Origin of the sequence: Pantoea sp. GABEPS69 (assembly GCF_045780835.1) — a bacterium.
Lineage (GTDB): Bacteria > Pseudomonadota > Gammaproteobacteria > Enterobacterales > Enterobacteriaceae > Pantoea > Pantoea septica.
Genome location: NZ_CP118618.1, coordinates 4,035,032 through 4,049,049, shown reverse-complemented (window position 1 = coordinate 4,049,049; position 14,018 = coordinate 4,035,032). Strand labels below are relative to the sequence as shown.

General features: G+C 59.0%; 11 protein-coding genes and 1 rRNA gene. 9 read left to right on the top strand and 3 right to left on the bottom strand.

Features of this window, described 5'->3' with window-relative positions:
* Window positions 1-115 precede the first annotated feature (115 nt).
* Window positions 116-1,984 (top strand): low affinity potassium transporter Kup, encoded by a 1,869-nt coding sequence (gene kup / locus PVE98_RS19580; protein WP_033755365.1) that lies wholly within the window; start codon window positions 116-118, stop codon window positions 1,982-1,984.
* Window positions 1,985-1,987: 3 nt separating this feature from the next.
* Here kup and qseC read toward each other — a convergent pair whose 3' ends face one another.
* Both qseC and qseB read right to left on the bottom strand, forming a co-directional pair.
* Entirely contained in the window at window positions 1,988-3,319 is a 1,332-nt protein-coding gene (gene qseC, locus PVE98_RS19575) for a quorum sensing histidine kinase QseC (protein ID WP_096072292.1), read from the bottom strand.
* Window positions 3,316-3,978 carry a quorum sensing response regulator transcription factor QseB gene (gene qseB / locus PVE98_RS19570; RefSeq protein WP_407568536.1) on the bottom strand — a complete coding sequence of 221 codons (663 nt, stop codon included), beginning with the start codon at window positions 3,976-3,978 and terminating at the stop codon, window positions 3,316-3,318. Before qseB ends, qseC begins: the two co-directional genes overlap by 4 nt.
* Window positions 3,979-4,140: 162 nt before the next feature.
* On the opposite strand from qseB, the gene PVE98_RS19565 reads away from it, so the two are divergent.
* From PVE98_RS19565 to rbsR, 7 genes are all read left to right on the top strand, one after another.
* A complete protein-coding gene (locus PVE98_RS19565) occupies window positions 4,141-4,536 on the top strand; it encodes a YgiW/YdeI family stress tolerance OB fold protein (RefSeq protein WP_096072293.1) in 396 nt (131 codons plus the stop codon).
* A 170-nt stretch (window positions 4,537-4,706) separates the two neighbouring features.
* On the top strand, window positions 4,707-5,126 hold the full coding sequence (gene rbsD / locus PVE98_RS19560) for a D-ribose pyranase (protein ID WP_096072294.1): 420 nt from the start codon (window positions 4,707-4,709) through the stop codon (window positions 5,124-5,126).
* 7 nt (window positions 5,127-5,133) lie between these two features.
* Window positions 5,134-6,642 carry a ribose ABC transporter ATP-binding protein RbsA gene (gene rbsA / locus PVE98_RS19555; protein ID WP_033755352.1) on the top strand — a complete coding sequence of 503 codons (1,509 nt, stop codon included), beginning with the start codon at window positions 5,134-5,136 and terminating at the stop codon, window positions 6,640-6,642.
* Complete coding sequence (gene rbsC, locus PVE98_RS19550; RefSeq protein ID WP_033755349.1) at window positions 6,639-7,610, top strand: ribose ABC transporter permease; 972 nt, start codon at window positions 6,639-6,641, stop codon at window positions 7,608-7,610. The genes rbsA and rbsC overlap by 4 nt, the downstream gene beginning before the upstream one ends.
* Window positions 7,611-7,636: 26 nt before the next feature.
* Window positions 7,637-8,512 (top strand): ribose ABC transporter substrate-binding protein RbsB, encoded by an 876-nt coding sequence (rbsB, locus tag PVE98_RS19545; RefSeq protein WP_033755347.1) that lies wholly within the window; start codon window positions 7,637-7,639, stop codon window positions 8,510-8,512.
* A 65-nt stretch (window positions 8,513-8,577) separates the two neighbouring features.
* Window positions 8,578-9,510, top strand: a complete 933-nt coding sequence (gene rbsK / locus PVE98_RS19540) for a ribokinase (protein WP_033755345.1) — start codon at window positions 8,578-8,580, stop codon at window positions 9,508-9,510.
* A gap of 3 nt (window positions 9,511-9,513) precedes the next feature.
* On the top strand, window positions 9,514-10,506 hold the full coding sequence (gene rbsR, locus PVE98_RS19535; protein WP_369826120.1) for a ribose operon transcriptional repressor RbsR: 993 nt from the start codon (window positions 9,514-9,516) through the stop codon (window positions 10,504-10,506).
* Here the strand turns inward: rbsR and mdtD are convergent.
* Window positions 10,503-11,906 carry a multidrug transporter subunit MdtD gene (gene mdtD / locus PVE98_RS19530; protein ID WP_096072296.1) on the bottom strand — a complete coding sequence of 468 codons (1,404 nt, stop codon included), beginning with the start codon at window positions 11,904-11,906 and terminating at the stop codon, window positions 10,503-10,505. The genes rbsR and mdtD overlap by 4 nt on opposite strands.
* Before the next feature lie 544 nt (window positions 11,907-12,450).
* Here mdtD and PVE98_RS19525 point away from each other — a divergent pair.
* Window positions 12,451-13,992 (top strand): 16S ribosomal RNA (locus PVE98_RS19525).
* Window positions 13,993-14,018 lie beyond the last annotated feature (26 nt).

Genomic DNA, 14,018 nt, shown 5'->3' with positions numbered 1-14,018 from the left:
TAGCATTGATGAAAGTGCGGGATGGGTTTTTTAGAAAACAGGTGCATACTGTGCGCTTTTTGACAGCAAGAGCGATGGGGTGTTGCGCCTCTCTGCTCCAACAAAAGATAACTCTATGAGCTCGGATAACAAGCAATCACTTAGTGCGTTAACGCTGGCCGCGATTGGCGTAGTGTATGGCGATATCGGCACCAGCCCGCTCTATACCTTGCGTGAATGCCTCTCCGGTCAGTTTGGTTTCGGCGTTGAGCGCGAAGCGGTTTTCGGCTTTCTGTCGCTGATTTTCTGGCTGCTGCTGCTGGTGGTGTCGCTGAAATATATCAGCTACGTCATGCGCGCGGACAACGCCGGCGAGGGCGGCATTTTAACCCTGATGTCGCTGGCGGGCCGCAATACCGGCGCGCGCGCCACGGCGGTGCTGGTCATTATGGGCCTGATCGGCGGCAGCTTCTTTTATGGCGAGGTGGTGATTACGCCCGCCATATCCGTGATGTCGGCGATTGAAGGGCTGGAGATCGCCGCGCCCTCACTCGATCCCTTTATCGTCCCGCTCTCTATCGCGGTGCTGACGCTGCTGTTTATGATCCAGAAGCACGGCACCGGCATGGTGGGCAAACTCTTCGCCCCGGTGATGCTGATCTGGTTCGCCACGCTGGCGGTGCTGGGCGTTACCGGCATCATGAAGAATCCGGAAGTGCTGCAGGCGCTTAATCCCTCCTGGGCGGTCAGTTTCTTCGTGCACTACAAAACCATCTCGTTCTTTGCGCTGGGCGCGGTGGTGCTGGCGATTACCGGCGTGGAAGCGCTCTATGCGGATATGGGCCACTTCGGCAAAATGCCGATTCGCATCGCCTGGTTTATCGTGGTGCTGCCCTCGCTGGTGCTGAACTATTTCGGTCAGGGCGCGCTGCTGCTCAGCGATCCCAAAGCGATAAAAAATCCCTTCTTCCTGCTGGCGCCGGACTGGGCGCTGATCCCGCTGCTGATTCTGGCGACGCTGGCGACGGTGATCGCCTCGCAGGCGGTGATCTCCGGCGTCTTCTCGCTGACGCGCCAGGCGGTGCGTCTGGGCTATCTGCCTGGCATGCGCATTATCCATACCTCGGAGATGGAGTCCGGTCAGATCTACGTGCCGATGATCAACTGGGTGCTCTATTTCGCCGTGCTGATCGTGATTATCAGCTTTGAACACTCCAGCAACCTGGCGGCGGCTTACGGCATCGCGGTCACCGGCACTATGGTGCTGACCTCGATTCTCTCCTGTACCGTCGCAGTGAAAAACTGGCACTGGAACCGGCTGGCGGTCGGCCTGATCCTGACGCTGTTTCTCTGCATCGACGTGCCGCTCTTCTCTGCCAACCTGATTAAGCTCTTCTCCGGCGGCTGGCTGCCCATCTGTCTGGGTCTGATCATGTTCCTGATTATGACGACCTGGAAGAGCGAACGCTTTCGCCTGCTGCGCCGGATGCACGAGCACGGCAACTCGCTGGAGGCGATGATCGCCTCGCTGGAGAAATCGCCGCCGGTGCGCGTGCCGGGCACCGCCGTCTATATGTCGCGTGCGCTAAACGTGATCCCCTTTGCGCTGCTGCACAACCTCAAACACAACAAGGTGCTGCACGAGCGCGTGGTCTTTTTGACGCTGCGCACCGAGGATGCGCCTTACGTGCATAACGTGCGCCGCGTCGCCATCGAACAGCTGTCGCCGACTTTCTGGCGCGTGGTGGCCAGCTACGGCTGGCGCGAAACGCCGAATGTAGAGGAGATCTTCCACCGCTGCGGGCTGGAAGGGCTTAACTGCCGGATGATGGAGACCTCGTTCTTTATGTCGCACGAGTCGCTGATTATGGGCAAACGCCCCTGGTATCTGCGCCTGCGCGGCAAGCTCTTCCTGGCGCTGCAGCGTAATGCGCTGCGCGCGCCTGACCAGTTTGAGATCCCGCCGAACCGGGTAATCGAACTCGGTACCCAGGTCGAGATCTGATGGTTACCAGCGCAGGGCGACGCAGAGTCCGCCGCCCTCGCACTGGCTGAAGCGCAGCTGCATACCGTGCAGCTGCGCGACGTTCCGCACGATCGATAATCCCAGCCCGCTGCCGCTCTTCTCCTGTCCCGGCGGCCGCCAGAAGCGCTCGCCCAGACGCTGAAGCTCCGTCTCGCTCAGGCCCGCGCCATTATCCTCGACGCGCAACCCGCGGCTTTCCAGCACTACCCTGACGTTGCTGCCTTCCGGCGTGTAGCGGATGGCGTTGTCCAGCAGGTTGCGCGCCAGCAGCGACAGCAGCAGCGGATGACCCTGAATAACCGGCTCGGCAAGGCTTTCCAGACGCAGCGCGACGCCGGCGCGATCGGCGTGCGGCAGCTGCTCGGCCAGCGCCTCCTGCAGCAGGTTATGGAGGTCGACAGGCTGAAACGCCCCGCGTGCATCCTCAGCTTCGGCGCGCGACAGCGTCAGCAGCTGATCCACCAGCCGCGTGGCGCGCTGAATGCCGGCGTCCAGCTGGCGCAAAGCGTGCTGGCGCATCACCTCGTCGTCAGCGGCAAGCTGCACTACTTCGCTCTGCACGCGCAGCGCCGCCAGCGGACTGCGTAACTCATGGGCGGCGTCGGAGGTAAAGCGGCGCTCGCGCTGCACCATGGCGCTGATGCGGCTGAACAGCCCGTTCAACGCTTCCGTCAGCGGTCTGACCTCCAGCGGCACGCGCCCGGCGTCCAGCGGCCTGTCGTCGTCCGGCGCGCGCTGCGCCAGCAGCTGCGTGATGCGCTTGAGCGGGCGCAGCTCGCGCCACACCAGGCCGAGCAGCAGTAACAGCATTAGCGGCAGCGCGATAAGCCAAGGCAGAATGCTGCTTTGCACCAGCGCTTTCGCCATATCGTCGCGGTATTCCCACTCCTGGCCCACCACGATGCGGTGCTGGCCGTCCGGCGTCGTCAGCCAGACAAACCGCCAGGCGTCGTCGTCGTCGATTAACCGCCCGTCGTGAAATCCCTGCGCCTCGGCGTCGAACGGTAGCATTCTGCCGTTTTCGCCGTCGTTCAACACTGGTCTGCCGTCTCGGGTGAAAATAGCAAAGGCGAGCGCGTCGTCATCCTGATCGCCGCGATGATGGCGCAGCAGCGCCTTGTTTTCGGGCAGGGTGGCGTCAGCGGGTGCGGCGAGGTCAAGCGCCATCAGGCGTTTGGCGAACAGCAGCTGCTGGGTGTCGAAAAGCTCGTTGATGGTGTCGCGTGTTTGTAGCCAGGCGCTCAGGCTGGCGCTGCCCCAGCAGAGGCCGAGCAGCAGCACGAAACCGACGCCAAGCCGGAGAAACAGGCTCATTGCGGCTCTCCCAGCATATAGCCGACGCCGTGCACGGTACGGATAAAGGTCGCGTCGAGCTTTTTACGCAGGTGATGAATATGCACTTCTACCGCGTTGCTGGAGACGTCGGCATCCCAGCTGTAGAGCTTCTCTTCCAGCTGCGCGCGCGTCAGCACGCGGCCTGGATGGCGTAAAAAGAGTTCCAGCAGCGCCAGCTCCCGGCTTTTAAGCGGAACCAGCTCGCCATCGCGCGTCACGCTGTGGCTAGCAGGCTGCATAATGACGTTACCGTGACGCAGCTCCGGCTGCAGCTGGCCGTGGCGACGCCGGATGAGCGCCTGTAGCCGCGCGGCGACTTCCGTCAGGGCGAAGGGTTTGCAGAGATAATCGTCCGCGCCCAGCTGCAAACCCTCCACGCGCTGATCGAGGGCATCGCGCGCGGTCAGGATCAGTACCGGCACGTCTGCGCCCTGCTGTCGCCAGTCGCGCAAAATCTCCAGCCCGTCGCGCTGCGGCAGCGAAAGATCGAGGATCACCGCATCCCAGGGCGCCGCATGCAGCGCGGCGAAACCCTCATCGCCGGAAACAAACCAGTCGACGCTGAAACCTAATTTGCCCAGGCCCGCCTTGATGCCGTCGCCAATCAGCCGGTCATCCTCAATCAGTAAAATGCGCATCTTCCCTCCTTTGTCCGCAAAGGCTTTATACGAAGGAGAACGACGCTTGTACAGGCGATATCGCCACATTTCGCTTATTTTTACCTCTTAAGATCCTGTTAAGAAGTCGCTGTTTTAATAGGAAGCGTACCAAACACACATTCATGGAAACGAGGTGACTATATGAAAAAGCATGCCGCACTTTTAGCTATCCTGGCGCTGACCACTGCGCCGGTCTTTGCCGCGACTCAGGGCGGATTTGTCGATGCGAATGCGCCTGCCGCTCAGGCGAAACAGGGAGGTTTTCAAAACGACCAGAGTAGCGTGGTGACCGTTAAGCAGGCGGAAGAGATGAAAGACGACAGCTGGATCACCGTGCGCGGCCAGCTGGAGAAGCAGATCGGCGACGAGGATTATCTGTTTCGCGACGCCACCGGCACCATGAAAGTTGAGATCGACCACAAGCGCTGGGACGGTTTGACTATTACGCCGAAAGATCGCGTTGAACTGACGGGCGAGCTGGATAAAGATTTCAACAGCATCGAACTTGACGTTAAGCAGGTGCGCAAAGCGCCGTAACGTCTTCCCTGCCGGGCCGCTTCAGCGGCCCTTTTTATCGCCTAAGTCAAATTCGCCTTCGCGCGAGCGAAACGTTTCGATAACGATCACACTTCTCGATTTCCCCCGTTGAGTTACTGCCGCCATTTCATACACTGCCGCTAGCGAAACGTTTCGCTCTGGAGCAGAAAATGAAAAAAGGTCGCCTGTTAAACGCTGAACTCTCTTACGTGATTGCCCGCCTGGGCCATACGGATACGCTGACCATTGCCGATGCCGGTTTGCCGATCCCGGCAGGACCGCAGCGCATCGATCTGGCGCTGACGCCGGGCACGCCCGATTTTATGCAGGTGGTAAAAGCCGTCACGCTGGAGATGCAGGTGGAAAGCGCCCTGATTGCGGAAGAGATTAAGCAGCACAATCCGCAGCTCCATAGCGAGCTTCTCGCCGTGCTCGAAGCCTTGCAACAGCACCAGGGAAACACTATTGCAGTGCGTTACACCAGTCATGAACAGTTCAAACAACAGACTCAACGCAGTCAGGCGGTCATTCGCAGCGGAGAGTGCTCTCCGTTTGCGAATGTCATCCTGAGCGCTGGCGTCACCTTCTGAGGCCGTTATGCAACCCTTATTACAGCTCCAGGGGATTGAGAAATCCTTTCCCGGCGTAAAGGCGTTAAAGAGCGCGTCGCTGGCGGTCTATCCAGGACGCGTGATGGCGCTGGTAGGCGAGAACGGCGCCGGCAAATCCACCATGATGAAGGTGCTGACCGGCATCTACAGCCGCGACGCGGGTTCGCTGCGCTGGCTTGGCGAAGAGACCACCTTCAGCGGCCCGAAAGCGTCGCAGGAAGCGGGTATCGGCATTATTCATCAGGAACTGAACCTCATCCCGCAGCTGACCGTGGCGGAAAATATTTTTCTGGGGCGCGAGTTCGTTAACCGTTTCGGCCGTATCGACTGGAAACGGATGTACGCCGAGGCGGACGCGCTGCTGAAGCGTCTTAACCTGCGTTTCAACAGCCACAAGCTGGTGGGCGATCTTTCAATCGGCGATCAGCAGATGGTGGAGATCGCCAAAGTCCTGAGCTTTAAGTCGCAGGTGATCATTATGGATGAGCCGACCGACGCGCTAACCGATACCGAAACGCTGTCGCTGTTTCGCGTGATCAACGAGCTGAAGGCGCAGGGCTGCGGCATTGTCTATATCTCCCACCGTATGAAAGAGATCTTCGAGATTTGCGACGACGTGACGGTTTTCCGCGACGGCCAGTTTATTGCCGAACGTCCGGTGAAGGAGCTCAGCGAAGAGAGCCTGATCGAGATGATGGTCGGGCGCAAGCTGGAAGATCAATACCCGCGCCTCGACCAGGCGCCGGGAGACGTTCGCCTCAAGGTCGAAAACCTTAGCGGACCGGGCGTGCACGACGTCAGCTTTACGCTGCGCAAAGGCGAGATCCTTGGCGTCTCCGGGCTGATGGGCGCCGGACGCACCGAGCTGATGAAGCTGCTTTACGGCGCCCTGCCGCGCAGCAAAGGCCGCGTCTGGCTCGACGGCCGCGAAGTAGTGACGCGCGCGCCGCAGGATGGCCTGGCCAACGGCATCGTCTATATCTCCGAGGATCGCAAGCGCGACGGGCTGGTGCTGGGCATGTCGGTAAAAGAGAACATGTCGCTGACGGCGCTGCGCTATTTCAGCAACGGCAGCGGCACGCTGAAACATGCCGCCGAGCAGCTGGCGGTGGGCGATTTTATCCGCCTTTTCAATATCAAAACGCCGTCAATGGAACAGGCGATCGGCCTGCTCTCCGGCGGCAATCAGCAGAAAGTGGCCATCGCGCGCGGGCTGATGACGCGTCCCAACGTGCTGATCCTGGACGAACCGACGCGCGGCGTCGACGTCGGGGCGAAGAAAGAGATTTACCAGCTTATCAATCAGTTCAAGGCCGAAGGGCTAAGCATCATTCTCGTCTCATCAGAGATGCCGGAAGTGCTTGGCATGAGCGACCGCATTCTGGTGATGCATGAAGGCCGTTCCGGCGGCGAATTTACCCGCGAGCAGGCGACGCAGGAATCTTTAATGGCGGCAGCCGTAGGCAAGCAACACAGCGAGGATTTAGTTGTATGAGCACCCAAACCTTACCGTCCAGCCGTCGCTGGTTCAGCAAAGCCTGGCTGATGGAGCAAAAATCGCTGATTGCGCTCATCGTGCTGATCGCGGTGGTGGCGAGCCAGAGCCCTAACTTTTTCACCGTAGCGAACTTGTTCAATATTCTGCAGCAGACCTCGGTCAACGCCATTATGGCGGTCGGCATGACGCTGGTGATCCTCACCTCCGGCATCGATCTCTCGGTGGGATCGCTGCTGGCGCTGACGGGTGCGGTGGCCGCCTCGCTGGTGGGCATGGAAGTCAACGCGCTGGTGGCGGTCGCGGGCGCGCTGGCGCTGGGGGCGGCGATCGGCGCCGTAACCGGTACTATCGTGGCGCGCGGCAAAGTGCAGGCCTTTATCGCCACGCTGGTGATGATGCTGCTGCTGCGCGGCGTCACCATGGTCTACACCGACGGCAGCCCGATTAATACCGGCTTTAACGACAACGCCGATCTCTTCGGCTGGTTCGGCATCGGCCGTCCGCTGGGGATTCCGACGCCGGTGTGGCTGATGGCCGTCGTCTTCCTGCTCGCCTGGTACATGCTGCACCATACGCGCCTTGGCCGTTACATCTACGCGCTGGGCGGCAATGAAGCGGCTACTCGTCTCTCCGGCATCAACGTTAACCGCGTAAAAGTGATTGTCTACGCCCTGAGCGGCATGCTGGCCGCGCTGGCGGGCACCATTGAAGTCGCGCGCCTCTCTTCGGCGCAGCCGACGGCGGGCACCGGCTACGAGCTGGACGCTATCGCGGCGGTGGTGCTGGGTGGCACCAGTCTGGCGGGCGGTAAAGGGCGCATTATGGGCACCCTGATTGGCGCGCTGATCCTGGGCTTCCTGAATAACGGCCTGAACCTGATGGGCGTCTCTTCCTACTACCAGATGATCGTAAAAGCGGTGGTAATCCTGCTGGCGGTACTGGTGGATAACAAAAGCAGTAAATAACTCTGACCTTTACACAGGATGAAATGATGAAAAAGTTGACCGCACTGGCTGTGATCCTCGGCGCGACATTAAGCGCCAGCGCAGTGGCGAAAGATACCATCGCGCTGGTGGTATCGACGCTGAATAACCCCTTCTTCGTCTCGCTGAAAGAGGGCGCGCAGAAAGAGGCTGACAAACTGGGCTATAACCTGGTGGTGCTGGATTCGCAGAACAACCCGGCGAAAGAACTGGCAAACGTGCAGGATCTGACCGTGCGCGGTGCCAAACTGCTGCTGATCAACCCAACCGATTCCGATGCGGTCGGCAATGCGGTAAAAATGGCCAACCAGGCCAATATTCCGGTGATCACGCTGGACCGCGTCGCGGCACAGGGCAAAGTGGTGAGCCATGTCGCCTCCGACAACCGTTTCGGCGGTAAAATGGCGGGCGACTACATCGCTAAACGTCTGGGCGACAGCGCCAAAATTATTGAACTGCAGGGTATTGCTGGCACCTCTGCGGCGCGTGAGCGCGGCGAAGGCTTTAAACAGGCCTCGGACGCGCATAAATTCCAGGTGCTGGCGAGCCAGCCAGCGGACTTCGATCGCACTAAGGGTCTGAACGTGATGCAGAACCTGCTGCAGGCGCACCCGGACGTGCAGGCGGTATTTGCGCAAAATGATGAAATGGCGCTTGGCGCGTTACGCGCATTGCAAACCGCCGGGAAATCTGATGTCGTGGTAGTCGGCTTTGACGGCACCGCCGACGGCGTGAAAGCGGTCGAAGGCGGCAAACTGGCGGCGACGGTCGCTCAGATGCCGGATAAGATCGGCATGATTGGCGTCGATACCGCCGATAAAGTGCTGAAAGGTGAAAAAGTGCAGGCCATCAATCCCGTTGACCTGAAACTGGTCACCAAATAACTCAAAGAAAAGCAGGGCAATGCGCCACCCTAATCCGGTGGCGCACTCTTTCTGGATCACACCCTATGAGCAAAAGCGCAAAACTGGCCGTTCTCGGCAGCATTAATGCTGACCACATTCTTAACCTGACGCACTTTCCTCGTCCCGGCGAAACGGTGATCGGGGAGCAGTATACCGTTGCGTTTGGCGGCAAAGGGGCGAACCAGGCGGTCGCCGCCGGGCGAGCTGGCGCAGATATCGCCTTTATCGCCTGCCTTGGCGATGACGCCATCGGCGAGCGTATTCGCGCGCAGCTGGCGCGGGACAGCGTCGAGACCGCCGCGGTTGAAACCGTGAGCGGCGAACCCACCGGCGTGGCGATGATTTTCGTCAACGGCGAAGGGGAAAACAGCATCGGCATCTGCGCGGGTGCCAATGCGGCGTTAACGCCTGACTGCGTGGCGCGTCATCAGCAGGTCATCGTCAACGCCTCGGCGTTGCTGATGCAGCTGGAGTCGCCGCTGGAGAGCGTGCTGGCTGCGGCGAAGATCGCGCGCGCTCATCAGACGCAGGTGATCCTCAACCCCGCGCCGGCGACGCCGCTCGACGATGAGCTGCTGGCGCTGGTGGATATCATTACGCCTAATGAAACCGAAGCGGAAAGCCTGACCGGCATCGCCGTCTCCAGCGACGAGGACGCTGCGCGCGCCGCTGAGGCGCTGCACGCTAAAGGCATCGGCACCGTGCTGATCACTCTGGGACGTCGCGGCGTCTGGCTGAGCGAGCAGGGCGAAAAAGGCGAGCGCATTGCCGGCTTTACGGTGAAGGCAGTCGATACCATTGCGGCAGGTGACACCTTTAACGGCGCATTTATTACGGCGCGGCTGGAAGGCAAAAGCCTGCATGAGGCGGTACGCTTCGCCCATGCGGCGGCGGCAATCGCCGTCACGCGTCCGGGCGCGCAGCCCTCCGTGCCCTGGCGCGCGGAAATCGACGATTTTCTACTTCAGCAGGGTTAAGCCTTGGCTACCATGAAAGATGTCGCCCGCATGGCGGGCGTCTCCACCTCCACCGTCTCGCACGTTATCAACAACAACCGCTTTGTTAGCGAAGCGGTGCGCGAGAAGGTCGATCGGGCGATCAGCACGCTGAACTACGCGCCTTCAGCGCTGGCGCGCAGCCTCAAGCTTAACCAGACGCACACCATCGGCATGCTGCTGACGACCAGCAGCAACCCTTTTTACGCCGAAGTGGTACGCGGCGTCGAAGACAGCTGTTACGAGCGCGGCTACAGCCTGATCCTCTGCAATACGGCGGGCGACGAGGAGCGCATGAACCGCAGCCTGGAAACGCTGCTGCAAAAGCGCGTCGACGGCCTGCTGATCATGTGCACCGAAAGTCATCTGCCCTCGGCAGCCATCCTTAATCGCTATCCTTCTATTCCTGCCGTGATGATGGACTGGGCGCCGTTTGAAGGGCAAGGCGATATTATTCAGGACAATGCGCTGCTGGGCGGCGAACTGGCGACGCAACATCTGATTGATAGCGGCTATACCCGCATCGCCTGTATTTCCGGCCCGCTGGATAAAACTCCGGGACGGATGCGTCTGCAGGGCTATTACCATGCGATGGAGAAAAACGGGCTGGCAATTCCGGCCGGCTACGTGATTAACAGCGACTTCGAATTTCAGGGCGGCTACAGCGCCATGAAAGAACTGCTGGCGCTGGCGTCGCCGCCACAGGCGGTTTTCACCAGCAACGACGCCATGGCGGTCGGCGTTTATCACGCGTTGTTTGAGGCGGGATTGCGTATTCCGCAGGATATGGCGGTGATGGGATATGACGATATCGAGCTGGCGCGCTATCTGACGCCGCCGCTGACCACGATTCATCAGCCGAAAGATGAGCTGGGCCAGCTGGCGATCGATACCTTAATCCATCGCCTGAACGATCCCGACGCCAGCCAGCAAACGCTGGTGCTGACGCCGGAACTGGTGGTGCGCGCCTCGACTTAAGCGCTTTTCTTCTTTTTATCGCGATTGGTGATCAGATGGCGGCCGTCGCCCGGCCGCAGCAGCGCAAAGGTAAAGGCCGAAATCACCGTGACGATGCCCATCGTCAGGAAGGTCGCATGGAACTGCTCGACGGTGCCGTTTTCGAACGCCTGATAAAAGCGCAGCACCGCGGCGCTTACCGCCACGCCAAAGCTAATCGACAGCTGCTGCGTCACCGCCAGCACGCTATTACCGCCGCTGGCGTTATCATCATTCAAATCTGCCAGCGTGATGGTGTTCATCGCGGTGAACTGCGTTGACATCGACATGCCGAGAATAAACAGCGGCAGCAGCAGCAGAATAATGCTTTCAGACGGCGACTGCAGCGCAAAGCTGGCGATCAGAATGCCGATGACGATGGTAATGCCGATCAGCGTACGGCGATAGCCGAACAGGCGCAGCACCTGAGTCACCGTGGATTTGGCCAGAATCGAGCCGATGGCCGTCGGCGCCATCATGCAGCCCGCTACCACCGCCGAGAAACCAAAACCAACCTGCAACATTAACGGCATCAGGAAAGGGACGCAGCCGGTGCCGAGGCGCGACGCAATATTACCGATAATGCCGACCGAAAAGGTGCGGGTCTTGAACAACGGCAGGCTGATTAGCGGCGCTGGGTGACGGCGCGCATGAAGGATATAAAGAAGCAGCAATATTACGCCTGCCGCCAGTACGCCAGAAGCCAGCCATGCGGAGACGATACGCTCGCCGAACAGCTCGATGCCGATCGACAGCAAGACTAATCCGGCACCAAATAGCAGGAAGCCGAGAAAGTCGAAGCGGCGCTTGGGCAAGGTAAAGTCCGGCATATATTTGCGCGCATAAAAAATGCCAAGGATGCCGACGGGAATGTTAATCAGGAATATCCAGTGCCAGGTAGCATAGGTGACCAGTAACCCGCCGAGCAGCGGCCCCAGTATCGGCCCTACCAGGCCGGGCATGGTGACGAAGTTCAGCACCGGCAGGAGTTCGCTACGCGGATAGGCGCGCAGCAACGCCAGGCGCGCCACCGGCATCATCATCGCGCCGCCTACGCCCTGAACGATGCGCGAGATCACCAGCATTGTCAGCGATTGCGATAAAGCACAGGCCAGCGAGCCAAAGGTAAAGAGCGACACTGCGATAATAAAGACTTTGCGCGTGCCGAAGCGGTCGGCAAGCCAGCCGCTCACAGGAATCAACATGGCGACGGTAAGGGTGTAGCTGATAACGGCGGACTGCATGGCCAGAGGAGAGCGGTCGAGGCTGGTCGCGATAGCGGGTAGCGCAGTATTAAGAATGGTGGCATCCAGAGCCTGCATAAAAAACGCCATGGCGGCTATCCATGGCAGACCGGCCATACTGCGCGCGGATCGTATCATCGAAAATCCTTCTATATAGGTGTCAGTAGCTGGCAAGAAACCGAAGTGACAGCATAGCATCGGCATAAAAGGGGTGGTTGGCAATTTTCCACGGCGAAAGGCGGTTTCTGTGCGCTTTTTCGCCCGGAAATGTCTGCTTTTAACCCGTTCGATTAAAAAAAAGGCATCCGGCAATTATTTTCAAAGAAATGCTTGTCAGCCCGGAAGAACTCCCTATAATGCGCCTCCACTGACACGGCACAACGGCTTACGGAATGCGGTGTTCAGGAGGCTCGGGAAGCTGAGCCGCCGGATGAAATACCTGAAAAAAGGGGTTGACTCCGAAGGAGAGTAGCGTAATATACGCCACCTCGCAGCAGCAGGCTCCGCCGCTGACTGCACCGCTCTTTAACAATTTATCAGACAATCTGTGTGGGCACTCGAGAGCAGATATCAAAGCCTTCGGGCTTAAAAAATATCAAGCCTCACGAGTGGACACATAATGACATTCATTATGACGTTTTACAGATGAGCACCGCTTAACTTGTTTAAGCAAATCAAACTTAAATTGAAGAGTTTGATCATGGCTCAGATTGAACGCTGGCGGCAGGCCTAACACATGCAAGTCGAACGGCAGCACAGAAGAGCTTGCTCTTCGGGTGGCGAGTGGCGGACGGGTGAGTAATGTCTGGGAAACTGCCCGATGGAGGGGGATAACTACTGGAAACGGTAGCTAATACCGCATAACGTCGCAAGACCAAAGTGGGGGACCTTCGGGCCTCACACCATCGGATGTGCCCAGATGGGATTAGCTAGTAGGTGGGGTAACGGCTCACCTAGGCGACGATCCCTAGCTGGTCTGAGAGGATGACCAGCCACACTGGAACTGAGACACGGTCCAGACTCCTACGGGAGGCAGCAGTGGGGAATATTGCACAATGGGCGCAAGCCTGATGCAGCCATGCCGCGTGTATGAAGAAGGCCTTCGGGTTGTAAAGTACTTTCAGCGGGGAGGAAGGCGACGCGGTTAATAACCGGGTCGATTGACGTTACCCGCAGAAGAAGCACCGGCTAACTCCGTGCCAGCAGCCGCGGTAATACGGAGGGTGCAAGCGTTAATCGGAATTACTGGGCGTAAAGCGCACGCAGGCGGTCTGTCAAGTCGGATGTGAAATCCCCGGGCTTAACCTGGGAACTGCATTCGAAACTGGCAGGCTAGAGTCTTGTAGAGGGGGGTAGAATTCCAGGTGTAGCGGTGAAATGCGTAGAGATCTGGAGGAATACCGGTGGCGAAGGCGGCCCCCTGGACAAAGACTGACGCTCAGGTGCGAAAGCGTGGGGAGCAAACAGGATTAGATACCCTGGTAGTCCACGCCGTAAACGATGTCGACTTGGAGGCTGTTCCCCTGAGGAGTGGCTTCCGGAGCTAACGCGTTAAGTCGACCGCCTGGGGAGTACGGCCGCAAGGTTAAAACTCAAATGAATTGACGGGGGCCCGCACAAGCGGTGGAGCATGTGGTTTAATTCGATGCAACGCGAAGAACCTTACCTACTCTTGACATCCAGAGAACTTGGCAGAGATGCCTTGGTGCCTTCGGGAACTCTGAGACAGGTGCTGCATGGCTGTCGTCAGCTCGTGTTGTGAAATGTTGGGTTAAGTCCCGCAACGAGCGCAACCCTTATCCTTTGTTGCCAGCGATTCGGTCGGGAACTCAAAGGAGACTGCCGGTGATAAACCGGAGGAAGGTGGGGATGACGTCAAGTCATCATGGCCCTTACGAGTAGGGCTACACACGTGCTACAATGGCGCATACAAAGAGAAGCGACCTCGCGAGAGCAAGCGGACCTCATAAAGTGCGTCGTAGTCCGGATCGGAGTCTGCAACTCGACTCCGTGAAGTCGGAATCGCTAGTAATCGTGGATCAGAATGCCACGGTGAATACGTTCCCGGGCCTTGTACACACCGCCCGTCACACCATGGGAGTGGGTTGCAAAAGAAGTAGGTAGCTTAACCTTCGGGAGGGCGCTTACCACTTTGTGATTCATGACTGGGGTGAAGTCGTAACAAGGTAACCGTAGGGGAACCTGCGGTTGGATCACCTCCTTACCTGAAGATACTGCCTTCGAAGTGCT